This window comes from Methanohalophilus sp. DAL1, assembly GCF_001683555.1.
Taxonomy (GTDB): domain Archaea; phylum Halobacteriota; class Methanosarcinia; order Methanosarcinales; family Methanosarcinaceae; genus Methanohalophilus; species Methanohalophilus euhalobius.
The window spans coordinates 1-24,029 of record NZ_MAFX01000013.1; the positions used below are offsets into that span (position 1 = coordinate 1).

Annotated in this window: 25 protein-coding genes; 8 read left to right on the forward strand and 17 right to left on the reverse strand. The window is 45.4% G+C overall.

Annotation, left to right across the window (positions count from 1 at the left end; translation table 11 throughout):
• The 3 genes from A9957_RS03740 to A9957_RS03750 all read right to left on the reverse strand — a co-directional run.
• A partial coding sequence (locus A9957_RS03740; protein ID WP_292343245.1) for an adenosylcobalamin-dependent ribonucleoside-diphosphate reductase occupies positions 1-1,739 on the reverse strand: 1,739 nt, incomplete at its 3' end.
• Between the two features lie 53 nt (positions 1,740-1,792).
• Positions 1,793-2,899 (reverse strand): SO_0444 family Cu/Zn efflux transporter, encoded by a 1,107-nt coding sequence (locus A9957_RS03745; protein WP_292343246.1) that lies wholly within the window; start codon positions 2,897-2,899, stop codon positions 1,793-1,795.
• Positions 2,896-3,243 (reverse strand): metalloregulator ArsR/SmtB family transcription factor, encoded by a 348-nt coding sequence (locus A9957_RS03750; protein WP_096712019.1) that lies wholly within the window; start codon positions 3,241-3,243, stop codon positions 2,896-2,898. Before A9957_RS03750 ends, A9957_RS03745 begins: the two co-directional genes overlap by 4 nt.
• Positions 3,244-3,762: 519 nt before the next feature.
• On the opposite strand from A9957_RS03750, the gene iscB reads away from it, so the two are divergent.
• Together iscB and A9957_RS03760 are read left to right on the forward strand one after the other, a co-directional pair.
• On the forward strand, positions 3,763-4,986 hold the full coding sequence (gene iscB / locus A9957_RS03755; RefSeq protein ID WP_292343257.1) for an RNA-guided endonuclease IscB: 1,224 nt from the start codon (positions 3,763-3,765) through the stop codon (positions 4,984-4,986).
• Between the two features lie 68 nt (positions 4,987-5,054).
• On the forward strand, positions 5,055-5,630 hold the full coding sequence (locus A9957_RS03760) for a flavodoxin family protein (protein WP_292343247.1): 576 nt from the start codon (positions 5,055-5,057) through the stop codon (positions 5,628-5,630).
• Between the two features lie 103 nt (positions 5,631-5,733).
• Here the strand turns inward: A9957_RS03760 and A9957_RS03765 are convergent, their stop codons facing one another.
• Complete coding sequence (locus A9957_RS03765; protein ID WP_292343248.1) at positions 5,734-6,909, reverse strand: S1C family serine protease; 1,176 nt, start codon at positions 6,907-6,909, stop codon at positions 5,734-5,736.
• 142 nt (positions 6,910-7,051) lie between these two features.
• On the opposite strand from A9957_RS03765, the gene A9957_RS03770 reads away from it, so the two are divergent.
• Positions 7,052-8,050, forward strand: a complete 999-nt coding sequence (locus A9957_RS03770) for a sensor histidine kinase KdpD (protein WP_292343249.1) — start codon at positions 7,052-7,054, stop codon at positions 8,048-8,050.
• Here A9957_RS03770 and A9957_RS03775 read toward each other — a convergent pair.
• Positions 8,039-8,452, reverse strand: coding sequence for an HIT family protein (locus A9957_RS03775; RefSeq protein WP_096712022.1), 414 nt, complete (start codon positions 8,450-8,452; stop codon positions 8,039-8,041). The two genes, A9957_RS03770 and A9957_RS03775, sit on opposite strands and share 12 nt — an antisense overlap.
• 140 nt (positions 8,453-8,592) lie before the next feature.
• Here A9957_RS03775 and A9957_RS03780 point away from each other — a divergent pair, with 140 nt between their 5' ends.
• From A9957_RS03780 to A9957_RS03800, 5 genes are read left to right on the forward strand one after another with little or no spacing between them, the layout of a single operon-like run.
• On the forward strand, positions 8,593-8,838 hold the full coding sequence (locus A9957_RS03780; protein WP_105460284.1) for a ferrous iron transport protein A: 246 nt from the start codon (positions 8,593-8,595) through the stop codon (positions 8,836-8,838).
• Positions 8,835-9,089: a FeoA family protein gene (locus A9957_RS03785; RefSeq protein WP_292343250.1), complete on the forward strand. Its 255-nt coding sequence runs from the start codon at positions 8,835-8,837 to the stop codon at positions 9,087-9,089. The genes A9957_RS03780 and A9957_RS03785 overlap by 4 nt, the downstream gene beginning before the upstream one ends.
• Positions 9,082-11,070, forward strand: coding sequence for a ferrous iron transport protein B (gene feoB / locus A9957_RS03790; RefSeq protein WP_096712025.1), 1,989 nt, complete (start codon positions 9,082-9,084; stop codon positions 11,068-11,070). The genes A9957_RS03785 and feoB overlap by 8 nt, the downstream gene beginning before the upstream one ends.
• A gap of 13 nt (positions 11,071-11,083) precedes the next feature.
• Positions 11,084-11,536 carry a hypothetical protein gene (locus A9957_RS03795; protein WP_096712026.1) on the forward strand — a complete coding sequence of 151 codons (453 nt, stop codon included), beginning with the start codon at positions 11,084-11,086 and terminating at the stop codon, positions 11,534-11,536.
• A 1-nt stretch (position 11,537) separates the two neighbouring features.
• Positions 11,538-11,828, forward strand: a complete 291-nt coding sequence (locus A9957_RS03800; RefSeq protein ID WP_105460281.1) for a FeoC-like transcriptional regulator — start codon at positions 11,538-11,540, stop codon at positions 11,826-11,828.
• Between the two features lie 137 nt (positions 11,829-11,965).
• Here A9957_RS03800 and A9957_RS03805 read toward each other — a convergent pair whose 3' ends face one another.
• From A9957_RS03805 to smc, 12 genes are all read right to left on the reverse strand, one after another.
• On the reverse strand, positions 11,966-12,928 hold the full coding sequence (locus A9957_RS03805; RefSeq protein ID WP_096712144.1) for a formylmethanofuran dehydrogenase: 963 nt from the start codon (positions 12,926-12,928) through the stop codon (positions 11,966-11,968).
• 10 nt (positions 12,929-12,938) lie between these two features.
• Positions 12,939-13,322 (reverse strand): ATP-binding protein, encoded by a 384-nt coding sequence (locus A9957_RS03810; RefSeq protein ID WP_096712028.1) that lies wholly within the window; start codon positions 13,320-13,322, stop codon positions 12,939-12,941.
• A gap of 14 nt (positions 13,323-13,336) precedes the next feature.
• A complete protein-coding gene (locus A9957_RS03815; protein WP_096712029.1) occupies positions 13,337-13,669 on the reverse strand; it encodes a CGGC domain-containing protein in 333 nt (110 codons plus the stop codon).
• A complete protein-coding gene (locus tag A9957_RS03820) occupies positions 13,659-14,495 on the reverse strand; it encodes a DUF166 domain-containing protein (protein WP_394328814.1) in 837 nt (278 codons plus the stop codon). The genes A9957_RS03815 and A9957_RS03820 overlap by 11 nt, the downstream gene beginning before the upstream one ends.
• Before the next feature lie 20 nt (positions 14,496-14,515).
• Positions 14,516-14,656 (reverse strand): hypothetical protein, encoded by a 141-nt coding sequence (locus tag A9957_RS03825; RefSeq protein ID WP_164909002.1) that lies wholly within the window; start codon positions 14,654-14,656, stop codon positions 14,516-14,518.
• A 25-nt stretch (positions 14,657-14,681) separates the two neighbouring features.
• The gene (locus A9957_RS03830; RefSeq protein WP_096712030.1) at positions 14,682-15,107 is read right to left on the reverse strand and encodes a peptidylprolyl isomerase; all 426 of its coding nucleotides are present in this window, start codon (positions 15,105-15,107) and stop codon (positions 14,682-14,684) included.
• 349 nt (positions 15,108-15,456) lie between these two features.
• Positions 15,457-16,740 carry a phosphomethylpyrimidine synthase ThiC gene (thiC, locus tag A9957_RS03835; protein ID WP_105460279.1) on the reverse strand — a complete coding sequence of 428 codons (1,284 nt, stop codon included), beginning with the start codon at positions 16,738-16,740 and terminating at the stop codon, positions 15,457-15,459.
• A gap of 252 nt (positions 16,741-16,992) precedes the next feature.
• The gene (gene aglJ, locus A9957_RS03840; RefSeq protein WP_096712032.1) at positions 16,993-17,910 is read right to left on the reverse strand and encodes an S-layer glycoprotein N-glycosyltransferase AglJ; all 918 of its coding nucleotides are present in this window, start codon (positions 17,908-17,910) and stop codon (positions 16,993-16,995) included.
• A 10-nt stretch (positions 17,911-17,920) separates the two neighbouring features.
• Positions 17,921-18,472 (reverse strand): TATA-box-binding protein, encoded by a 552-nt coding sequence (locus A9957_RS03845; protein ID WP_013038250.1) that lies wholly within the window; start codon positions 18,470-18,472, stop codon positions 17,921-17,923.
• An 80-nt stretch (positions 18,473-18,552) separates the two neighbouring features.
• Complete coding sequence (scpB, locus tag A9957_RS03850) at positions 18,553-19,668, reverse strand: SMC-Scp complex subunit ScpB (RefSeq protein ID WP_105460277.1); 1,116 nt, start codon at positions 19,666-19,668, stop codon at positions 18,553-18,555.
• Between the two features lie 17 nt (positions 19,669-19,685).
• A complete protein-coding gene (locus A9957_RS03855; RefSeq protein ID WP_105460276.1) occupies positions 19,686-20,504 on the reverse strand; it encodes a ScpA family protein in 819 nt (272 codons plus the stop codon).
• Positions 20,501-24,022: a chromosome segregation protein SMC gene (gene smc / locus A9957_RS03860; RefSeq protein ID WP_292343252.1), complete on the reverse strand. Its 3,522-nt coding sequence runs from the start codon at positions 24,020-24,022 to the stop codon at positions 20,501-20,503. Before smc ends, A9957_RS03855 begins: the two co-directional genes overlap by 4 nt.
• Positions 24,023-24,029: the final 7 nt, after the last annotated feature.

Consider the following 24,029-nt stretch of genomic DNA (forward strand, 5'->3'; position numbering starts at 1 on the left):
GTGCTATCATCCCTTTTGTCACCGACATTCCCGATCTCCAGCACCTGTTCAGCCTTGCTTCCATAACGGTAAGCAGCAATTCCCTTACACTTCAACCGGTAGGCCAGCATGTAGATCTCCCGGAAAGCCTCCTCCGTAGCCTCATGAGGCAGGTTCACGGTCTTGGCAACAGCATTATCCACATGCTTCTGGAAAGCCGCCTGCATCCTCACATGCCATTGAGGTTGGATCTCCAGGGCGGTGGCAAAGACCCGTCTGGTATTTTCCGGTATATTCGGACTGTTCTGCAGGGATCCGGTTTCGGCAACTTCCTCCATCAGCTGTGTGCTGTAGAACCCATGTTTCCTTGCCATCTCCTCAAAAACAGGATCGATCTCTGTCAGCCGGGTTCCCATCACATTGCGCCTGTAGGTGAGGGCAAACATCGGTTCAATTCCTGAAGTGGTATTTGCAATTATGCTCAGGCTGCCTGTGGGGGCCACGGTATTCACCGTTGCATTGCGCATTGCAGGATAATCCCTTGCAAGAGTACTCCTGGGCAAATTCGGGAAACTGCCCCGCTGCTCACCGAGTTCCACAGATTTTTGCACGGCTTCTTGCCGGATGAACTTCATCACTTCTTCCGCTGTTGTGATTCCTTCCTCGCAATCATAGGGAATGCCCAGGCGTGCCAGCATGGCGGCAAATCCCATAACACCCAGGCCGATCTTGCGGTTTTGTTTTGTCCTCTGCTCGATTTGCGGGAGAGGATATTTGTTGGCATCGATCACATTATCCAGGAAATGTACTCCTGTATGGACAGTTTTCTGCAATTTCTGCCAGTCGATTGCCCCTTCCTTAACCATCCGCGCCAGGTTGATCGAGCCGAGGTTGCAGGATTCATAGGGCAAAAGAGGAACCTCTCCGCAGGGATTTGTACTCTCGATTGTGCCGATTGCACTCAGGGGATGTTTGCGGTTGATCTCATCCAGGAAAAGCAGGCCGGGATCTCCGGTCTGGCAGGCACACGTCATTATCCGGTCAAACACATCCCGTGCCTTTAATCTCTTCTCAACTTTACCGGTTCGGGGATTTACAAGGGCATAATCCCTGTCCTGGCTGACAGCCTCCATAAATTCATCCGTCACACCCACCGAGAGATTGAAATTGCGCAGCATATCCTCCTTTTCCTTGGCCCCGATGAACTTGCAAATATCCGGATGGTCAACTCTCAGTACTCCCATATTGGCTCCCCTGCGCCTGCCGCCCTGCTTGATCACATCCGTTGCCTTATCAAAGATCGTCATAAAGGAAAGGGGTCCGGAAGCCACGCCTTCTGTGGAGCGCACAGGATCTCCCTCCGGTCGCAGGTCTGAAAAGGAGAATCCTGTGCCACCGCCGGATTGGTGAATGAGGCTCATGTCCTGCAGGGATTTGAAGATACTTTTCAGGGAATCTTCCACAGGCAGCACAAAACACGCACTCAATTGCCCCAGTTCGGTGCCTGCGTTCATGAGGGTGGGGGAATTGGGAAGAAACTCCAGATCTGCCATTACCTGATAAAAATTATCTTCAGTTTTTTCCACACTGTATCCGTAGCTGCTGTCGACTCCGGCAATAGCCTTTGCAACTCTGCTGAACAACTCGTCGGGCTTTTCTGCGACTTTCCCCTTTGCATTCCTTAAAAGGTAGCGCTTTTCCAGCAACGTTTTTCCATTGGCGGACAATTTGGATTCGATTGCTTTATCCTCTTTATCCATACAAACCCCCATTTTAAGATTGGGTTAAGATGCTTTATAATTACCTCGCCGTTTCAGAAGCAATCCTGGCATTCATCAGTTTCCCTTCTCTGTATCAGGGAATAGGTGATCATTATTGCCAGGAGCAACGCAAAGAATGTTTTCACTTCTGCAGGCAGCAGGTCACTTGCACTTCCCGCAATGGTCGTTGCCTCAATTCCCATTCTAATGTATATGAGGTCGAGCAACATCCCAAATACCAGCGCAAAGAGGGCTATCATTGCAAGATAAATGGTAACAGCCTTTTTGCCCATAAACTTCGTAACCATTGTAATGGTTGCAGCATTGGTGGCCGGTCCTGCAAGCAGGAACACAAATGCGGTACCCGGGCTCATCCCTTTGGCGATAAGGGCGGCTGCCAGAGGCGTGGAAGCGGTGGCGCAGATGTAGAGGGGAATCCCTACAAAAAGCATCAGGATCATCGAACCTATCCCGCCTCCAAGGTAGCCTCCCACAATTTCCGCCGGGACAATATAGGAAATCACTCCTGCTATCAGCAGCCCCACAACAAGCCACTTTGCAATATCTCCCAGCAGTTCCACGTAAGCATATTTTATGGCATCAATGGCTCGCTCTTTCAGGCCTGCTTGGCCGCAATCATCTCCATCGCAATCACAACCCGGATTTGTTGCCTCTTCCTTCTTTGAAAGCATAGTGGGGTTTGAGAGTGTATTTGTCACGTCCTTTTCCATAATATTGCTTGTAATTCCTGCTCCCACCGCGGTTATGAAGGTAGCAACAGGTCTGAATACTGTCATAACGGGATCAAGCAGGGCATAGGTGATTGCGATTGAGTCAGCTCCTGTCTGGGGTGTCGATATCAAAAAAGACAGGGTGGCACCATTGTTTGCTCCTCTTTTTTTCAGGGACATTGCCGCTGGTATCACACCACAGGAACACAGGGGCAGGGGAATACCGGCAATCGAGGCCTTAAGCACAGATTTAAATTTCCCGGCCCCATTGCCGAGATGTCCAATGACCTTCTCATTGGAAACCACAAGTTCCAGCAGCCCCGCAACCCCGAAACCGAGGAAAAGGTAGGGTGCAGCCTCTTCGAAAAGGTACCAGGTCTCCTGTATAATTCCGACCAGAATTTCCATGAAGCTTTGTGCAATGCTCATCGGTATTCCTCAATAATATGCTGTCTGCATGTTTCGATCAGCAGCCTGACATGTTCATCTGCAATGTAGTAGACCGCAAACCGCCCCTCCTTCCTGACCCTCACAAGGTCTAGCTGGCGTAGTATCCGCAGATTGTGGGATATTGCAGACTGTGAGGCTCCAAGTGCTTCACTGAGTTCACATACGCACATATCCTTTTTTTTGAGTAAGAACAGGATATTCAGGCGTGCTGATGATTGCAGTGCCTGAAATATGGCAGACATGCGCGTAATTGTTTCAGGAGGGGGAATTGTGAGTTTTTCAATCTGGTTTTTATCCATGCGTTTGCAGGCTGAATTATCCATGAACACATGATCAATCCTTCATATATATGAATCTGTTTCTCTGTGGAATGGAAAAATTAACCGTAAAGTTCCTTCTCCAGTAATTATCTGAATGATTTGAGCGGAAAGTAGTATAATTGTTATATAGGGGAGTGGATAATACAATTATTGGATATATGTTGTCTAACGACAAATGGAAGGTACTAAAGTCAGCTACCCCCTCCCTAATTAACGTGTCTTCGATACGTTAATTTGAGGAAGTGGCTTGTGGTAATTCGCAAGTTATTGGTTGACCAGATCACTGAGAAAACGGGTGATAGAAAAAACTCAGTAAACGATACCAGAGAATACAACAATAGTTACCTTGAGATGTCGCCTTAGTCACAAGCTCTAAGGATGTCGGCTAAACAGATCCAAGGGGATGGATCGGTGCTTACATCAAACAAACCTCTGGATATCCGATCGAAAGGAAGACGAAAGTTGAGGATAAGACCCAGTATTCTTAACTCACGCATAACCCCTACCAAGGGAGTAATTACAATGTATGTATTTGTATTGAACCGAAACAAACAACCATTAATGCCCACGAATCCAGCAAAAGCAAGGATATTGCTGAAATCAGGTAAGGCTAAAGTAGTACGGAGAAATCCATTTACCATTAAACTACTTTACAGTACATCTGATTATACGCAACCATGTCTTGCAGGAATGGATACGGGTTCAAATCGGATTGGTTGTGCGGTTATGACAAATAACAAAGTGGTATACCAATCTGAAATAACGGTTCGTAACGATGTATCCAAAAAGATGCAACAACGTGCCATGTACAGACGTACTCGAAGAGCACGTAAGACAAGATACAGACCTGCACGATTCAATAACCGCAGGAATTCAAGAAAATTTAACAGACTTCCACCTTCAATACGTAGCAAGATTGAATCACATTTAAGAGAACATAGATTCATTGAATCTATATTACCCGTATCAAAATGGATTGTGGAAACGGCATCGTTTGATATCCATAAAATAATCAATCCCAACGTAACTGGTACTGAATACCAGAACGGAAATCTGAAAGGATTCTATAACGTGAAATCTTATGTTCTGAATCGGGATAACTATACATGTCAACATTGTAAAGGCAAGAATAAAGATAACCAGTTACAATGTCATCACATCAAGTTTAGAAGTAACGGTGGATCAGATACACCTGAAAACCTCATTACGTTATGCAAGACATGTCACGAAGATCTTCATGATGGTAAGTTCAGCATAACCAAACAACAGAAAGTTACGAAACATGCTACCGAAGTTGGTATAGTGAAATCCCAGTTAATCAAAAGTAATTGGAATTTCAAAAAAACTTTTGGTTACGAAACGAAGTATAAACGAGAACAGGTACTCAATCTTCCAAAAACACATTATAACGATGCAGTCGCTATATGTTGTAATGATAAGACACAGAGTATACATAAAGACAATATTGTATACTTCAAAAAACATGTAAGTAAAGGCGATTACCAACAACGTAAAGGTAAACGTTCCGAAAAGACAATACCTACGGGTAAACTTCATGGAATTCGGAAGTTTGATCTGATTGAAACAATCAAAGGTATCGGATTCGTGAAAGGAAAACGAACATCTGGATACTTTTCAATAATGGATATTTTCGGAAATATCATACACAGTAGCGTAAATGTTAAAAAAGAATGTAAGAGGGTGTCAGCACGTACAACAACAATAACACAAAAAGTAACGATATAACAAAATCGCATTCAATCCCCTCCCTGCAGCCTTCGGATGCTGAGGAAGAGGTCTCCTGCGACAATCAGATGAAGGTAGTAGCATTCAATGGGAGTCCCAGGGAAGACGGGAACACCGCAAAGCTCGTCAAAAAAGTATTTTCAGAACTCGAAAGGCAGGGAATTGAGACCGAAATGATTCAGCTGGGAGGCATCCCTGTCATGGGATGTACTGCCTGCATGAAGTGTTTTGAGAACAAGGACCGCCGATGTGTCATATCCAGTGACCTGATCAATGAATGTATAGAAAAGATGATTGAGGCCGACGGGATAATTATTGCAAGCCCTACATACTTTGCCGATCTGACTACGGAAACAAAAGCCCTGATTGACAGGGCGGGTTTTGTAGGCAAAGCAAACGATGAACTTTTCAAACATAAGGTCGCAGCAGCGGTTGTGGCTGTCAGGAGAGCAGGTGCCCTTCACGCATTTGATTCCATCAACCACTTTTTCTTGCTCTCCCAGATGGTCGTACCGGGTTCAAGCTACTGGAATATAGGAATGGGGCTTGCCCCGGGGGATGTAGAGTCTGATACAGAAGGAATGCAGACAATGCAAAACCTTGGCCAGAATATGGCCTGGCTTATGAAAAAGATCAATGGCTGAGTGGCCACATGTTTCCTTTTTGTGGATACGTATTTCCCGTGTATGAAAATGCGTGTCCATAAACTCTCTTATTCTCCCGTCTCATCAAGTATATTTGGACAATTCATTCCGGGCGTGAGCCAAGTTCCAGTTGTGTTGTCATTTTTTCCCCATCTCTGTAATACTCAAGTTCAATCTCATCACCCGGCTGTTTCTCACTTATATATGCTATGATCTGGTCACTGTTGTAGACTTCAACCCCGTCTACTCCTACAATGATATCCCCGTTGATGAAGATTATTTCGTCATTGATCTTTACTTCTTCTGCACTTTTCAGCCCCGCCTCCTCGGCAGGTCCGCCTTCCACTACAACCACGACCATTACTCCTCTGGCCGCCTCCTCATTAAGGTCCATGAAATCTGCTGCCCGGGGACTTACAGGTAGCATCTGTATACCAATCCAGGAATGATCATATTCTCCTTTTTCTATTATGGCATCGGCAACCATCCGGGCTTTATTGGAAGGTATAGCAAAACCCAGATTATCTCCGCTACGGGCACGGTTGACTCCGATCACTTTCCCTGAGAGATCAATAAGCGGCCCTCCTGAATTGCCTGGATTTAACGGTGCATCGGTCTGTATAACATTTGGGATGGAAAATCCGTTTGTTGTGGACATTGTCCTGCCCGTGGCACTGACAATTCCATGTGTTACACTTCCCTCAAGTCCGAAAGGCGTACCTATTGCCATCACCATCTGAGCAGGATTTATCCTGGATGAGTTGGCCATTGGCAGAGGATAGGGCTGGCAGGTTTCATCACAGGGGACTTCATCGACTTTTAATACCGCAATATCAGAATATACATCAGTGCCCGTGATTTCAGCATCCATTACCACTCCGTTGCTGAAATATACTTCTACGGAATCAGCACTTTCCACGACATGCTGGTTCGTTACGATATACCCTTCTGCATCATAAAGAAATCCCGATCCGCCACTTATGAATTGGTTTCCGTTAATTTCTCCTTCTGCCCTTACGGAGACAACCGAATCAAAGACCAGATTATAGAGATTCTCATATATTTCACCGGAACTGCCGTTGATTATTATGTTTGAAACATTGCTCTCAGGAATATCCGTAGCCGGTGTTTCCTCTCCGTAAAGTATTGTTGTTAAACTAATCCCGAGTACAAATCCGATAAGGAGAAACAATATTGCCATCAGGGGTAGTACGTTTCCTTTTTCTTCCCTGTGCAGAGAAACTGGAACTATCATCATGGTATCCATTGTCGGTAACATTTATTGCGTTTTCGTCTCTTAATAATCATTCTATGAAGTTCATGCACAATATTACTTATACTTGTGTACTATATTTGATTGGATTTGAGTTGGCATGCATACGGAAAACAAATTCTATAAAATATGTATCTTCCTTTTTCTTTTGACTCTGCTACTATGGTTGTCTATTTTCCCTCTGAAATCCTCATTTGATACCGGAGATGTAGCTGTTGAAGGATTGTACCTGTTTTGTGCTTTACTTTCTCTTTTGATTATCTATAAATTGGATGACGCAAGGTTGGTTGCAGGCTGGTTTCTGTTTGTTTATGGTCTGTTTGTTGATTTTTTGGATGAGTTTACCCATGAACCGGATTTTCTCAGCGTTTATTTTGAAGCATTTCTCACCGCATCCGGACTTCTCATTATTGCCTCTGGTTTTTATTATCATTTGAGGGAATGGGAACAAACAAACGAACAATTGAGATATGAAATATCCTTCAAGGAAACCCTGCTGGATGTCATGCGTCATGATCTTTTGAATCTGGCAAATGTTGTAAAGGGTTATTCTGATCTCTTATCAAAGACCAACCCTGATCCCGATACAACCAGATATTTAGACAAGATCCGCAAAGGGAACGATGCCCAAATAAAGATGATCAAAGATATATCAGAACTTGCACGTTTGGAATCCGTTACAGCAATCACATTTCAGGAGATGGATTTATCATTAATCCTGAAAGAGGCCCTGAATGAATCGGCATTCCTGTATCATGAAAGAAATATACAGATCATCAATGAACTTGAGGGAGCCTATCCGGTCCATGCGAACAATATTCTGAAACAGGCATTTGTCAATATATTATCAAACGCTGCCAAATATTCTCCGGAGGGCAGTTCTGTCAGGATATATGCAGAAGATGTGGATGCATACTGGAGGATAAATATAGCAGATAGCGGCCCGGGTATTGCTGATGAAGATAAAGTTCATATCTTCAAACGCTTCAGCAGGGCTCATAAAGGCAGCACCAGTGGCAGTGGCATAGGCCTTGCAATTGTGTGGCACATCATCCTGTTGCATAAGGGTTCGGTGAACGTGCATGATAATCCTGCAGGTGGCTCAATATTCAGTCTGGAAATTCCTAAAGTCAATTCAGAATTTTGAGTGAATGACTGAAGCGAGTTGTTCGAGTTCCTCCCTGTCAGGATTGGAATCCACAATGGTATGCATTGATCCTCCGCCGTCATTTTCATAACGAGGAATTATATGCACATGGACATGGGGTACAGTTTGCCCGGCAACCAGGCCATTGTTAATCCCGATATTAACCCCCGGCGCCTCAGTAACTGCAATGACTTTTTTAGCGATCCTGTTGACAGAAGCGAATAATTCGGCTGTCTTTTCCTCACTCATTTCCAGGAAACTGGTTATGTGTTCCTTTGGCAGGACGACTGTATGTCCTCTGGATGTGGGATAGATGTCGAGGAACGCATAGGCATGCTCATCTTCATACACTTTGTGGGAGGGAACTTCTCCGGCTATTATTTTGCAAAATAGACAATCCATGTTTTTCACCTACTTCTACTGGTTGCTTTTATTTTATAACAATTCTGGACTCTCTATTTTAGGCAATACGAAACTTTTAAATCATATAGAAAATATGCAGGACTATAAGTTAGGATACCCCAACATTAGGATGTTGTGAAATGAGCAATAAAACATTGGATTTATTGGATGCGGGTCAAAATGCCCGTGTAATCCAGGTAAAAGGCAAAGGTCCTTCCAGGCGGCGCCTGCTTGAAATGGGAATGGTGCCGGGTGTTGGCCTTAGTGTGACCAAGAAGGCCCCGATGGGTGACCCGGTGGATTTCAAGTTGAAAGGCTACAACCTTTCCCTGCGCAAACAGGAGGCACAGATGATTGTCGTAGAGGTTACTGGAGGAGTAAAATGACATCAAGGATCCCTCTTGCAATGTATCCAACCGGGCAGACATGCCGGATTTGCGATGTGTGGGCCGGAAAAGGGCTAAAAAGAAGACTCATGGAGATGGGTTTGACCCCTGAATCCATTATTCAGCCCCTGGGATGTAACAGGGGGTCTTTTCTGGTATCGGTAAACGGTACACGTTATGCCCTGGGCAGGGGAATGGCCAATAAAATAATAGTTGAGCCAGTTTACGGGGAGGTGCCACAGTTTGGCTGAAAAGATAAAAGTTGCAGTGGCAGGCAATCCCAATGTGGGTAAAACCACAATCTTCAATGCTCTTACCGGAGCACGTCAGAAGGTAGGTAACTGGCCCGGTGTGACTGTAGAAAAGAAGGAGGGCACAAAGAAACACAAAGACCATATCCTGGAAATTGTAGATCTGCCGGGTACTTACAGTTTAACGGCCTATTCGGCCGATGAAGTGGTTGCCAGGGATTACATCCTTGAAGAGAAACCCGATGTTGTTGTACAGGTCCTGGACTCCACAAATCTTGAAAGAAACCTGTACCTGACATCCCAGCTGCTTGAAATGGGTACCAATTTGGTTCTTGCCTTGAACATGTCAGATCGTGCCGAAACACGGGGGGACGATATTGATATCCGCAGACTTGAAAGCCTGTTAGGTGTTTCTGCAATTAAAACCGCGGCAAACGAAGGAAGAGGTATCAATGCGCTTCTGGATTCTATTGTGAACAAAACAGAAAGTAACCCTCCCCTTCCTCATGAAATCGGCTATGGTGGCAGAGTGGAAGAAAATATCTGTGCACTGGAGGAAATTCTGGGCAGTGATCGGGAATTATCAAAAAATTATCCCTCTCGCTGGATGGCTGTGAAATTGCTTGAAGGGGATGAGAATGCCCTTTCCAAATTATCTTCAAGCAGCATTGAAGGAAAAGTGCAGAATTTCCTTTCGGATCTTGACCATGAAGAATACGAAGTTGAAATGGCAGATAAAAGGTATGAGTTTATAGGTACCCTGCTGCCCCAGGTCTGCACAACCTGTGCTGAAGATGTATCTCCCTCGGATATGGTGGACAAAGTCATCACCAACAAGTATCTGGGTATTCCTATCTTCCTCACCCTGATGTGGGGTATGTTCGAACTGACCTTTGCTTTTGCCACTCCTTTTATGGAACTGATCGACATGTTCTTCGGGTGGCTGGCGGCAGCGGTTACCTCAAACATTGAAACTGTTTGGCTTGCTTCCCTTCTGGGTGATGGTATTGTTGCCGGTGTGGGATCTGTCCTGCTCTTTGTGCCCAATATTTTCATCCTGTTCTTCGTCATCGCCCTGCTTGAAAGCAGCGGCTATATGGCAAGAGCTGCCTTCATAATGGACAGACTGATGTATACAATGGGATTGCAGGGCAAGTCATTCATTCCCATGCTCACAGGCTTTGGGTGCTCCGTTCCTGCTATAATGGCAACCCGTACTTTGGAGGATGAAAAGGACAGGCTCATCACGATGCTGGTTACGCCCTTCATGTCCTGTGGAGCCAGGTTGCCGGTGTATATTCTGCTTGCGGGAACATTTTTCAGCAGGCAGGCAGGTTCGGTAATTTTCGGTCTGTATGTACTGGGGATACTTGTGGCTATTGTTTCGGCCAAACTCTTCCGGACATTCATCGCTAAAGGCCAGCCGTCTCCTTTCATCATGGAACTCCCTCCTTATACCAGGCCTTCACTGAAGGATTCCCTGCAACACATGTGGAATCAGGGCTACCTCTACCTCAGGAAGGTCGGGACAATAATTGTCGGTGGGGTCGTGCTCATCTGGCTGTTGGCCTACTTCCCGCAGGGGGCAGACTATGGTAGTGCTGATAGTCTGATAGGCTCACTGGGTAAATTGATCGAACCCCTTGTAGCCCCTCTTGGATTTGACTGGAAAATAGCCGTTGCACTGGTCTTCGGATTTGTGGCCAAGGAAATTGTAGTGGGTTCCCTGGGGACCCTGTATGGTACAGGGGAAGGTGAGGCTCTGTCCTCTGCCTTGGTGGCAGACCCGGGTTTCACTCCTGCAATAGCCCTGGGGCTAATGGTGTTCACTCTGCTCTATGTGCCCTGCATAGGAGCTGTTGCAGTTATCAAGAAAGAAACGGGTTCATGGAAATGGATGTTTTTCCAGGCGGCATATTCAACAGCAGTGGCCTGGATACTGGCACTGGTGACAATAGGTGTTGGAAATATAGTTCTTTAATGAGGTGAGTTTAATGGAAAAAAATCATAATGGTTTGAAGTATATTTCCCTGCTGTGGGGAATACTGTATATGGCCGCAGGCCTGGTTCAGGTCGCCAAGGGAGTGGGTCTTCTGCCCGCTTCCCTTGTATCCTCCAGTCTGTTACCTGCTGAGCTGGCCGGGGGTCTTGTGCTTGTGGTAATCGGTGCGGTATTTTTCGTCGCAACCTTTGAGTTTTCAAAGGACTCCTTTGAAGGATCCGCCTATGCCTATGTGGGAATATTGCTCTGCCTGGTGTTCGGCACCCTGTATTTCCTGAGTATGGTAGCAGATCTTATCAATGCCTATATACTTGCCATGGAAGGTTACGAAAAATGGACATTTGTTGACAGTTTCAAACCAGCATTGTATCTGGGCATTTTATCCGGGGTTGTATATGCTGTCTGGAAAAACAGGTTTAAACCGGTAAATCAGGGAGGATTTTAAGATGGTTCTGGGATACAAGTATGTATTGAAAAAAATGGCAGAAATGGATAGAAGGGGCAGCATCTCCTTCAATGCCCTGTCTGCGGAAATGAATATGAACACCCGGCAACTGAAAGGCATGCTTGAATTAATGGAAAAAATGGGGCATGTCAGGAAAATCGGAGACATTAATGAAAACCCCGAGCTTCTTTCCTGTGGCACCTGTAAATCCTGTGGATGCTGTAATAGTGGAATTTCCTATGGTACTACATACCAGCTTACCGATAAAGGCCGGAGGGTATGCAGTACCTGATTACTTTGATTGGTCCGGCCAGCAGTTGAATGGTATGATATCACTCCCTTTTTGCAACAGCGCCATTTCTCCGTTTGGCAAACGAGCTTCCGGCCGGATCATTCATCTTTCTTATTTAGGTCGATTGCTGAAAAGTCTTAATCCACAGGCCTTCTGACCAGGGAGCCGTCACGCATCTTGATCGTTATATATTTGCCTTCTTCTCCGGCTTCGTATTTATTGTAACGCAAAACCTCAAATCTGCCGGCATCTGTGAGTTTCCTTATTGTGCGTATATCTTCGTGGCCGATTTTCCCTTTTTTTGCAGGTGGGTCAATATTGGCCTTTTTCTTTGAATATATGGTCCCGCCTTTCATGTCCGCCCCGACATGGCTGCCTGCATCATCTGCCAGCAGTATTCCGTTTTTCATATATGCACCGGCAAAGGCTTCACATTTACCCTCTACGTAAACTGTTCCGCCATTGAGATGGGCTGCAGTATTCATGCCGCTATCCCCTTTGATTAGCAACATTCCTCTTTCCATCAGCAATCCGTTTCCGTTGCCTGCATCTCCTTCTACTGTAATGCTGGCCTCACAATTGCAACGGGCTGCCAGGGTATTGCGCAGGATTCCATCATTGAGCAGGAGATTATTTCCTTCCAGTTTGTTTAGCAGCAGTTTTTCCTGCAATTCCTCGCAGACCAATTCCGTGATTGACACGAATTTGCGATATCCTTCCCTATCGGATTCAACTTCCACTATATTTCCCATGGGTTTTCCGATGTCGCCCATTATGTATAGGTTGCCGGATACCATTCCCATCCCTGCTTCAGCGCCAACATCACCGTCTATTATGATGTTGCCGGCATTTTCTGTCTTCCCGCTGCCTCCAAGGTGGGATATGCTGGTGCCCATTCCCTGAGCAAGCCGTTTTCCGACATCACCGATAATCTGTACAGTACCTGTCTTTTTGAGATGATCGACTATTTCCCTGTATGTGTACTCTGTGCCTTGCTGGTGGGGGATGACAGAATCCGGATTGAAATCACTATTCCAGCAAAAGTTGTAAGTGTAATCGCAGAGGTTGTCCGGCGGATTTGATAGTTCGATCGTGATCATGTTTCCACCCTTAACCATGAATGAGTGCAGGCAGACAGCGGGTACAGACCCAGATGCTTTCTTTTCCATGTCTCAGGGGCATCAGGTATCTCTCATTTTCATCCCTGTCACACTTAAAGCAGTGTATTGACCCGGCTTCGGTATATTTTTCTTCATTCTCCTGCATTTCTTTAACTGCCTGCGGATTGAAATCCATGGTCTGCCTTTCTTCAATGGATATTGCATCCTGTGGACAGACCCCGATACAGAATCCCATGCCATCGCACAGTTCTTCAGATACGACTTTAGCTTTACCATCTATTATCCGGATGGCACCCTCGGCACAGGGGCTGACACATTTGCCACAACCATTGCATTTTTCCTCGTCTATTTTGACTATCATCCGATTTATCATTTTCAAGCCTTCCGTTAATGATGTGTACCTTCCACAACTTCAATTCCTGTATTTTCCAGTGTCTGCCTTATTGAGTCCACATGAGGACATTCCGGATAATTTTCCATTTGCATACAGGAACTGAGATGTACTGTTTCCACTCCGTGTTTTTTCAGGGACCGGGCAAGCCTGAACACCCTTCTCCCCGGGCATCCGCCGCATGTGAAAAATGCGGTCATATCCGTATTTTCATCGTAATCACTGAAAGCGACTGTTTTTTCATTGAATGCCTTGAAACATCCTATCCCGGGGCAGGTTTCTGCAACGATAGCACAGCGAACTACTGCTATTTTCTTGTTATCTGGCATTTGTATTCTCCTTTTGTGCATTATCCAGTGCAGAGCCCACACTTTCCCGGACAATATAGCCTGCTTTGTGCAGTATGGTATCCCCGATTTCAGGATCATTATCCATACTTGCAGTACAGGGATATGCATGATGGGCAGAGGAAACCGTTTCCTTGAAATCTGCAGCTTCGGTATAGACAAGTTTACGGGCAACAAACCATGTGCATCCGCAGGGAGCATCCCTGATTACCCGTGCGGTTGTGATTTCCTCATTATCAAGTATTATTTCGATTTTGGGTTTCCCAAACCCTATTTCCACGAATCTGTCAATTACATGTTGGCCTGTTTTCTCAAGGCTGCAGAAAGGCTTGGGGAAAGCATATTCGATTCCCTCTTTCTGAAGTTTTTCTGCAACCTGGCGGACAAGGCCTGCCGGGGCGTGTTTGGGATTTTCAACAGGTGCTATCACGCCTTTTGCATGTGCTTTTTTCGCAACTGTCGGCAGGCCGGCAAATAAATCCGGATGCAGATCCATTGCAAGGAACAGATCACAGGGTTTCAGGTCAGCAGGCAGGTATTCTTCCGGCTCTTCCACAAATTCAGGCAGATCTGCGGGCAGTTCATGGATTTCTGTAAGGAACCCGGAATAGGATTTGCGTCCCTGTCGACAGTGATCGCAGGCTTCCCCGCAGGATGTGCAGAACTGATCGGAATTTATGAGATTGCCCAGCACCTTTTTCCCGAATTCCCCGCTGTACAGGACACTTATTCTTATTGGTTGCGGATCTGCTAAGGTACGACCTCCTGGATATATTTTGTATATCAGGTATATTAGTAATACTGGCATATAAAGAAGGGAGTATCTATTCAGATACCGCCCAATTCAGGAAGCCAGGCAATCCTGATTATGTACAGGAGAACCAGAATCAATATTGCCAGCAGGATCAATATTTTCATTTTGCAAAAGAAAAATCCGGCAGATTTGCCTATCCTGAATATAAAATCCATTCCCCACTATTACCACCTATTGTTTTCACTCTTCCACTACACGCAGGCGGTTCATTACATCGCCGGGTTTGATTTTATATACAACGTCCATTCCATCAATGACTTTTCCAAAAACCGTGTGCATACCGTCCAGGTGGGATTGGGGGGAATGGGTTATGAAGAACTGACTTCCCCCGGTATCCTTGCCTGCATGGGCCATTGACAGGGCGCCCTTTGTATGCTTGCGGGGATTTATTTCGCATTTGATCGTGTAACCCGGCCCACCTGTTCCATCGCCCTTGGGGCATCCTCCCTGTATCACAAAATCAGGAATAACCCTGTGAAAGTTCAGGCCATTATAGAATCCCTGCTTGATAAGTTTTTCAAAATTGGCAACCGTTCGGGGTGCATCATTCTCGAATAATTCAAGCACGATGTCTCCCTTGTCTGTCTCGATAATGGCTTTTTTCATTTTGAAACTCCGTTTTAATGTCGTTTTGAAATTTGAATAATGAGTTTATAGTTATTTCGCTGTTATTATTGTATGTGATATCGGAATCCGTCAGGTTTGTGAATCCGGACAATCTCACCCCCTGTCCCCACAACATCCGATACACCGCTTTCATCGGCCTGCAAGTATCTCCCTCTCCACATGATAAAAATCCCTGCAATGTTATACCGTAACCGTAATGTGTCCTCTTTTATATTTAAAGATACTATTAATATAGACACTGCAAGGTTTGAGAACTAATTATAAGAGAATGCCCGGGATAAAAAAAGAATATGGAAAGGAGAGTAGATAAAAGTAATACCCGGAGGTATTACTTTGCAAGATCGTAGTTCTGGTTTACGATCTTTAAGGCACAGAAGTTTCCGCACATGGTGCATGCATCTGTGTCTTCCGGTGCACGGCTGTTCCTGACATCACGTGCAAGTTCCGGATCAAGTGCCAGACTGTACATCTTTTCCCAGTCAAGGTCACGGCGTGCCCTTGCCATTGCCAGATCCTGATCACGTTTGTTTAGTTTGACCATGTCACCAACGTGGGCTGCAATCTTGGATGTCTTTACACCTTCGATAACATCTTCCTTATTTGGCAGGGCAAGATGTTCTGCAGGAGTTACATAGCACAGGAAGTCACAGCCGGCTGCTGCGGACTGGGATGCACCGATTGCGGTGACGATGTGGTCACGTCCCGGGGCAACATCTGTGACAAGTGGTCCGAGCATGTAGAATGGCTTGTGGTCACTCATGGATTTCATGAGTTTCACATTCATATCGATCTCGTCCAGTGGTACGTGACCGGGACCTTCTACAATAACCTGGAGGTCATATTCGTCGTGGGCCCTCTGGGCACATTCGGAGTTGATGATCAGTTCCTGGATCTGTGCACGGTCGGTTGCATCATGAACTGCGCCGGCACGCATTCCGTTACCGGTAGAAAGGGTAACTTCGTGTTCTTTGAGGATTTCACAGAGATAATCGAAGTCCTTGTAAAGGGGATTTTCGGCTTCATTGTGGAGCATCCAGGAACTCATGAAGGCACCGCCACGGGAGCAAAGTCCGCCATAGCGGCCATGGGCTTTAAGCCTGTCCAGTACGATGTTGTTGATACCGGTGTGGATTGCCATGAAGTTTGTACCGAGTTTTGCCTGTTCCTCGGTTGCGTTCCACAGGTCGTCTTCTGTCATGTGGACGATGGAACCGTCCCTCTTGGCTGCTGAGATAAAGGCCTGGTAGAGTGGTACTGAACCTACGGACAGATCGATTGCGTCACAGACCTTTTTCCTGATTCCGAGGAAATCCCCGCCGGTACCCAGTTCCATAAGGGTGTCTGCGCCGGCTGCCTGTGCTGCCTTTGCTTTTTCAACTTCCAGTTCTTCATCGACGATATCCGAAGATGCTCCGATGGAAGCGTTCACTTTTGTGGTAAGCCCTTCTCCAATACCACACACTCTGATGTCCCTGTAGGGGGTAACAGGTATAACGATTCTTCCGGCTGCAATTCCGCGGCGCACGAATTCAGGTTCCACGCCCTCAAATTCTGCAACCTTCTTCATCTCTTCGGTAATAGTTCCGTTCTTGGCATCTGTTACGATTGACATATTTTAACCTCGTTTTAATAATGGGAAATGGGTACATATTTTATTTAAACATTATTAAAAAATCAAGTTGTATTGATGTAAAGTGGGTTTGAGTTTGCTGCGGGATCGGGTTTGGTTGCAGATGTGCAATTGGTTAGCAGCATATCGATATTGTTTTGAATTAAGTAGTAAAAAAAGGAACTCACATGCAAATATCAAACTAATATTTCCCAAAAGTAAAGTGAATTTGTTTATGGGTACCCTCAGGCAAATTCATCTTTGCTGACGGCGAAGGGTACGCATTGTTTCCCTGTGGAGGGATACTACGAGATCACTCAGCATTCCGAATATGAACATCTGGATTCCCGAAATAATGAGCAATGCTGTCAGGGTAGTCATTGGTATATGGGTAATACCTATCATCCATTCGCTTACGACATAGATTCCCAGTAATATGCCACTAAGAGTAAGTATGGCGCCCATTATCCCGAAATAGAACATCGGATTGTGAAATTTGGCCATTTTATAAATCGTACTGCCAATCCCAAAACCATCCTTCAGTGGGTTGAGTTTCGTATCTCCTTCATCAGGACGCGGCCTGTAGGTGATTGGAACAACTTCTACGCGGTGTTCTTTTTTCATACTGTCAACAGCAATCTCGGATTCGATCTCAAAACCCGTCTCATGAAGTTCCAGTTCCCGGATTGCCTGGTTTGTGAATCCCCTGTAGCCAGACAGGATGTCTACAAGATTTTTCCTGTATATGACACTAAAAAATTTGTTAAGTATCTTGTTACCGATAAGATTCAGTTTTGTAAAAGCACCCGGATCAAAATCTGCAAACCGGTTGCCAATAACATGGTCCGCCCTTCCTGCTTCCAGTGGTTCAAGCATTGAATGAACATCTTTTGCAAGATAGGTTCCATCCCCGTCGATCATAATGACATAAGGGTCATCTATCATCGCAAGGGCATCCTGGACAGCCTGACCTTTTCCTTTACCGGTCTGGGCAACAACTCTTGCACCCATTTTATTGGCAATTTCCTGTGTATCATCAGAGCTATTGCCATCAATAACAAAAATATTCCCGAAACCTTCGGTATTAAAATCTTCAATAAGCTGGCCGATGGTGGCACCCTCATTCAATGTGGGTATGAGGATGCAAACATCTTCCCTGTAATCTTCAGTCACACTTTTCCCTTTAAAGGAGGCCCATATTGTCCAGCTGTTGTCTTACTACTTCTACTCCTTCTTCGCAGTTTTCCGGGGATTTGCCACCGGTAACCACCAGTTTGCCGGAACTGAAGATTAGTACGACAACTTTTGGCTCATCGATCCTGTAAACGAGTCCGGGGAATTGTTCAGGTTCATATTCAATATTCTCAAGGCCGAGTCCGATTGCAATTGCATTAAGATTGAGCACAGCTTTGAGATCAGCGGATGCAACAATGTTCTGTACGGTTATATCCGGTTTTTCGAGGGTATCTATGCCAATACCGTTGAGTTTTTTGGCCATATCCGCAATTACAGTGTGTACATCATCTACATTTTTGGCACCTGTACAGACCACTTTCCCGGAAGTGAAAACAAGAAATGCCGCCTTTGGGTTTGATACGCGATATACGAGACCGGGGAATTTCTGCTTGTTATATTCTGCTCCTTCAAATTCAGCTTCGATCTTTGTAAGGTCGAATTCCTCGGCAAGTTTGGTGGAAGCTACCACATTTTCTATTTTAATGTTATAATCTGTCATATTCTCAGGTCCTTGGAAATTGAAGCAAATAATTCCAGATAGTTTATATATTCTTATTGTTTCTTAATTTAAATACCTATTTAAATAGCTTTACCTTCTTCTGCCTTCCGCAGACCCTTGATAACAGCATCATACTTGCTTTTGACTCTCTCTATAAGGCCACCTTCCAGGTTACGATGGCTTGGGACAAGGATATCCGCTTTTCTTCCGATTTCCTCACCAGAAGTGTTTGTTTCATAATCCGGGGCAATCAGTATTCCATCTTTTGAAACACCGATATGCAGATCTTTAACAATGCGTGCCACCATCTCGGTTTGCGGAGTGACCCTGGCACTTATGGTCATGGCTCTTGATCGGTATTCATTCTTTAGTTCCTCGAGCAGCTCCAGGGTTTCCTTTACCCTGGCCGGGTCTCCCTCACTTTTCAGTATATTGACGGCCTCTGCAAGATCATCAAATGTAGTGGATCCGGCTTCGATAATCTCTCCTGAATAATGTTTTTCCACCTCTTCCTTATATCCCCGGGAAATAACCATTTTGTAAACCGTATCAAGGGTCTGAAGTTCTTGCTCGGTGGGATTATAAGCATCTACCATGCGGTAATCTTTGATTCCACACATCTGTGCCAGCGATTCATACATGGGAGTAAATCCGACAAACCTGCGTCCAAGCCAGCGGTCAAGTCCTTCTTTGCCACTTTGCTGTTTTGAAAGTTCTATCATCTTGTTGCGGATAAGTTCGGGTTTATTTTTCTCAAGACCGAAATAATCTGCAAAAAGAGGGGTGGTGGAGAGCAGTTTTGTCCTGCCGTGGGGGGTACTTTCGATAAATCCCCGATCTTGCAATTCCCGGATATGATCATATGCCTTGTTGCCGCGCATATCTACAATATCCGATTGTACTACAGGCTGATGATAGGCTATCATGGAAAGGGTGCGTAGCATGGGAGAATTAAGTTCCCGGGGTGCAAAGGGACGGATAATATCGGAATACTTTGACCTGACCTGCATGACATATCTTTCACCCAGGTCCACGACCTCCAGCCCGGATTCTCTTTTTTCATAGTCCCGGATGAGGGTTTCTACAATTTTTGTGACCTGTTTTTTATCTTTGTTAAGTATTTTCTGCAGTTTTTGTATCTCAACTGCACTACCTGCTGCAAAAAGTGCAGCTTCAACGATTTCCCTGTCGGACATTTTTCAAACCAACCCCTTCAAACAGGCTGCTCTTTATTTCCATAAGAGTATATATACAATTCTTCGAAGAGTTCATCCTGTCTCAAACAGATTTTCCTCTGTGAAGCCATGAAAAGGAGGGACAGATACGTCATTACCCTTTCTGAACGGGAGGGTATGGGATCTATGATCTCAGTAAAAGTGACCGTTTCTTTCCCGTGCAGCATCTCTTCAATTATTTCTTCCAGGTCTTCGACACGCCCCTTTATGTCTTCCTCATGAGCAATACCAAGCACATCTTCAGTGGTAGGCTCCTCTTCCATGTGGAGGACACGTTTTTGTCGCCTCCGACCTCTTCTGGATTCAACATTTTCTGCCTTTTTCAATTCGTTTATAAGTTCCTGCAGGGTGACAGGTCTTGTAGCAGCACGCCTAATCGGCAATTTGGGTACCGGATAGTCTTCTTCATTCTGGAATTCGAGATCATCATCAGGTATCTCTTCATCGGGTTCTTCATCTTCTTCCTGTATGATACCTGTGGATTTCATCCTGAGGAGAATGGAAGCATAAAGCAGTGTTCTGCCTGAGATCCTGAGATCCATTATCTTCATTTCTTCTATTTTTTCCAGGAATTTATCCGTAATCTCTACAATATCAATATCCCAGGGATTGATACTTTCATTTTTTGCAAGGTTTACGAGGATCTCTACAGGTTCACAGAGCACATCATCCGATAATTCCAGATCGTCCTCGTCAACACCCAGTTCCTTCAACGTTTTCAGGAATTCAGGATCAATACCCTGTCTCATGTTTTCCAGCAAGGGGATTTCATCGTTTTTTACCGAGATACTATTCACCGTATTTTCACACCCGTAATACTTGTGATATTATCCTGCTGCATTGTAACGCCTATTGTGCGCTCGGCAGCTTCTATCATCGGTTTTCTCAAAGAGACAACTATGAACTGGGCATTGCTTGCCGCCTTTTTAACACGCCTGGCAACCCTTTCAGCATTTGCTCCGTCAAGGAACATATCGATCTCATCAAAAGCATAGAAGGGTGCGGGACGATATTGCTGGATAGCAAATAAAAATGCAAGTGCTGTGAGACTCTTTTCTCCACCTGACATCGCTTCCAGTCGTTGCAGGGTTTTGTCCCGGGGCTGGGCTTTGAGGGTCATGCCTCCGGAGAAAGGGTCTTTTTCATTGTCCAGCACAAGTTCCCCGACACCATCGGAAAGCTCATTGAAGATTTCCTTGAAGGCATCATTAATGCCATTGTAGGTTTCCATGAATGTTTCTTTTTTAAGGTTATCATACTGGTCGATACGATCCAGGATCTGCTCTCTTTCATTGAACAGTATTGCCCTGCGGCTTTTGAGATCAACAATTCTCTGCTCCACTTCCTCATATTCATCTATTGCCCGCATATTCACAGGTTCCAGGGCTTCCATTGCCTTTTCAATCGAAGTTATCCTTGTACGCACGGTTTCGTAACCAGGGACTTCATCAGTCTCTTCAAGGCCACGGCGTGTGATCTCTTCGCGGAGCTGTTCAATTTGTTCCTTCACGGCATCCAGTGTGGCCTCAAGTGCCATTTTCTGATTCTCTGCCTTTTCATAGCGGCTCTTGACCCTGTCAACTTCATCACGTTGGGTTGAGTAGGCCATTTCCTTATTCTTTCTTTCTCCCTGAAGCTGGCGCAGTTCACCTGTGAGTTCTTCTTCACGTTGTTTCTTTTCTTCCAGTTCGCTTTCCAGGGATGTGATCTTATTCTTGAGTTCTTCTATGCGCTCTTTTAGTGTACGCTTTTTCTCATCCATCTGGGCGATTTGTTCCCGATTTTGTTCCATTTTCTCGGTTGCGTATTTTTTATCGAGTTCAAGAGCATTGATCTGCCCGTCAATATCCCTTATTCTTCCGTCCAGGCGGCGCAGTTCCTCATCCAGGGATTCTGCCTGCTTATTGAGCTCGGGAATTTCCGAATCGGCGAGTTTTTCCTCGATCTGCGTTATGTTCTGTTGCAGGGATTGTTCCCTTTCTTCCAGATGCTCTTTCTTTTCAACGGTTTCATTCATCTCCGTTCGCATCTGCTGGCGTTCTTCCTCGATTTGCCTGAGTTCCTCATCCTTGGTATTGAGCAACTTTTCAAGCGTCTCTCCGCGCTTACCAATCTCCTCGAATTGCATCTGTTTGCGTGCGATCTCGTTCTCATACTGCTGGATTTCCTTGTTGGTGTTTGAAATATGCCCCTCGGTAGTATCCAGTTTATTGATCGCATTGCTTCTGCGTGATTCCAGTTTGGTAAGTTCTTCGGATATCCTGACAAGTTTATCTTTTTCAGAGGCTGCAAATGACAGGCCGGACTTGCGCTGGGAGCCACCGCTCATTGCCCCGCTTTTCTCAACGATCTCGCCTTCCAGGGTTACCATACGCAACCCGCCCATCAGTTTTCGGGCGTTTTCAAGGGTGTCAACAACAAGGGTGTCCCGGAATACATACCAGAAGGCTGCTTCGAACTTCGGGTCAAAATCGATAAGATCAATAGCATAACCTATTACACCTTCCCTGTCGGAGAGGTTTTTGTAGGGTCTGCGTGCTTCCATCTTATTCAGGGGCAGGAAGGTTGCCCTGCCCGATCTCTGGCGTTTCAGGTAAGCAATAGCCCGGGAAGCATCTTCGTCCGTATCCACCACAACAGCCTGCATTCGTCCTCCTGCAGCGATTCCCAGGGCGGTTGAATATTTCTGGTTTACTTTCCCCAGCTCTGCTATGGTGCCATAAATACCGGGCAGGCCATGTTTGTCTTTTTCCTTGATTACCGCGTCTACTGCCCTGGAATACCTGCTTGTATCCTCTGCTGCCCTCACACGGGCTTCAAGCATTGCGTAGTCCTGTTGTTTGCTGCGTATGTCACTTTCAAGGTCGTTGACAACCTTTTTTATCTGAGAACGATTGCTTTCCAGGTCATCCAGGTCTTTTGTCAACCCTTCTATCTTTTCGTTGAGTTTGTCAATATCATACTGGACGGATTTAGTATCGCTTTCAGAGGACTTGGCCTTCTCCTTTGCCTGCCGGATCTCATCTTCTATTTCTGCTACGTCTGCGGATTTGCGACGCAGGGAATCCAGCAGCCTGTCCTCGTTACGCATGAGCTCGTTTTTCTGGGTTTTCAGTTGTTCCAGTTCTTCCTTGTTTGCAGAAAGCTCGTCCCTTGTACGGGCAAACTTTTCGTCCACATCGGCAATCCTGCTCTGCAGTAGCATTCTCTGGGTGCGTTTTTCAGAAATTTCCGATTGCAGGGTTTCCTTCTGGAAACTGTGTTCCTTAATCTTTTCCTCGATGCCATCTACCTTACCCTTTGATTCATCGATTTCCAGGAAAGACCTGCGTCTTGCGGCATCGATCTCATCGATTTCCTGGCCTGCATATTCGATACGGTCACTGCATCCCGATATTTCTCCACGGATCTCTTCAATTCGCCTTTTTACCTCGATCTGCTCATCTTCGCCCATCTTCTGGATGCGCTGGTTAAGTAAGCGTAATTCTTCTTCCCTTTGTTCCAGGACATCTTTTTTCTGTTTAAGTTCAGAGGAGATTTCTTCCAATTTTTCCTGCTGGGCGCTGAATTCCTGCCCGACTCCTTCAAGTTCGGTTTTTGCATCCTTGAGTTTAGAAAGCAGCACGAAACCTTCAAACTTCATCTTTTCTTCCTTGAGGGACTGATACTTGACGGCCTGGTCACGTTCTCCCTGGAGCTTTTCCTTTTGCTTATCCACTTCATCTATCAGGATATCTGCCCGTTCAATGCGCTCCCTCACAACTTCAAGCTCATTGAGGGCTCTCTCCTTCTTATTGTCAAACTCTGCTACCCCGGCAATCTCATCTATGATCTTGCGTCGCTCCCCGGCGGTCATTGTGATGATTCGTGTGACATCTCCCTGCATTACGACATTGTATCCTTCGGGGGTGACCCGGGCCTTTGCAAGATAATTGTGCACATCGCCAAGACTTACTGATTTGCCGTTGAAATAGAAATAGCTGTAGTAACCATTATCTGTGCTACGTACCTTCCGGCTGATCACTACTTCATCGTTGTCAACAGGCAGTTCCCTGTCCTTGTTATCAAAATAAATGGTAACCTGGGCATTGTCGGGATTTTTGCTTTTTTCCCCGTTATATATGAGGTCGGTAAGTTTTTCCGCCCTCAATGTGCGGGAGCTGGACAATCCCAGTACAAAAAGAATACCATCAATTATATTGGATTTACCACTTCCGTTGGGGCCTGAAATAGTTGTGAAATCATCAAAAAAAGGGATTTTTACTTTTTTCCCGAATGATTTGAAATTCAGAAATTCTATCTTTTTAATATACACGCCAATC

What these genes read in the sequence shown, in the direction of transcription:
- A9957_RS03745 (WP_292343246.1), bottom strand. Translation starts at nt 2,899, where the DNA reads ATGAGCATTGCACAAAGCTTCATGGAAATTCTGGTCGGAATTATACAG.
- A9957_RS03750 (WP_096712019.1), bottom strand. Translation starts at nt 3,243, where the DNA reads ATGGATAATTCAGCCTGCAAACGCATGGATAAAAACCAGATTGAAAAA.
- iscB (WP_292343257.1), top strand. Translation starts at nt 3,763, where the DNA reads ATGTATGTATTTGTATTGAACCGAAACAAACAACCATTAATGCCCACG.
- A9957_RS03760 (WP_292343247.1), top strand. Translation starts at nt 5,055, where the DNA reads ATGAAGGTAGTAGCATTCAATGGGAGTCCCAGGGAAGACGGGAACACC.
- A9957_RS03765 (WP_292343248.1), bottom strand. Translation starts at nt 6,909, where the DNA reads ATGTTACCGACAATGGATACCATGATGATAGTTCCAGTTTCTCTGCAC.
- A9957_RS03775 (WP_096712022.1), bottom strand. Translation starts at nt 8,452, where the DNA reads ATGGATTGTCTATTTTGCAAAATAATAGCCGGAGAAGTTCCCTCCCAC.
- A9957_RS03780 (WP_105460284.1), top strand. Translation starts at nt 8,593, where the DNA reads ATGAGCAATAAAACATTGGATTTATTGGATGCGGGTCAAAATGCCCGT.
- A9957_RS03785 (WP_292343250.1), top strand. Translation starts at nt 8,835, where the DNA reads ATGACATCAAGGATCCCTCTTGCAATGTATCCAACCGGGCAGACATGC.
- A9957_RS03795 (WP_096712026.1), top strand. Translation starts at nt 11,084, where the DNA reads ATGGAAAAAAATCATAATGGTTTGAAGTATATTTCCCTGCTGTGGGGA.
- A9957_RS03800 (WP_105460281.1), top strand. Translation starts at nt 11,538, where the DNA reads ATGGTTCTGGGATACAAGTATGTATTGAAAAAAATGGCAGAAATGGAT.
- A9957_RS03805 (WP_096712144.1), bottom strand. Translation starts at nt 12,928, where the DNA reads ATGATCACGATCGAACTATCAAATCCGCCGGACAACCTCTGCGATTAC.
- A9957_RS03810 (WP_096712028.1), bottom strand. Translation starts at nt 13,322, where the DNA reads ATGATAAATCGGATGATAGTCAAAATAGACGAGGAAAAATGCAATGGT.
- A9957_RS03815 (WP_096712029.1), bottom strand. Translation starts at nt 13,669, where the DNA reads ATGCCAGATAACAAGAAAATAGCAGTAGTTCGCTGTGCTATCGTTGCA.
- A9957_RS03820 (WP_394328814.1), bottom strand. Translation starts at nt 14,495, where the DNA reads ATGCCAGTATTACTAATATACCTGATATACAAAATATATCCAGGAGGT.
- A9957_RS03825 (WP_164909002.1), bottom strand. Translation starts at nt 14,656, where the DNA reads ATGGATTTTATATTCAGGATAGGCAAATCTGCCGGATTTTTCTTTTGC.
- A9957_RS03830 (WP_096712030.1), bottom strand. Translation starts at nt 15,107, where the DNA reads ATGAAAAAAGCCATTATCGAGACAGACAAGGGAGACATCGTGCTTGAA.
- thiC (WP_105460279.1), bottom strand. Translation starts at nt 16,740, where the DNA reads ATGTCAATCGTAACAGATGCCAAGAACGGAACTATTACCGAAGAGATG.
- A9957_RS03845 (WP_013038250.1), bottom strand. Translation starts at nt 18,472, where the DNA reads ATGACAGATTATAACATTAAAATAGAAAATGTGGTAGCTTCCACCAAA.
- scpB (WP_105460277.1), bottom strand. Translation starts at nt 19,668, where the DNA reads ATGTCCGACAGGGAAATCGTTGAAGCTGCACTTTTTGCAGCAGGTAGT.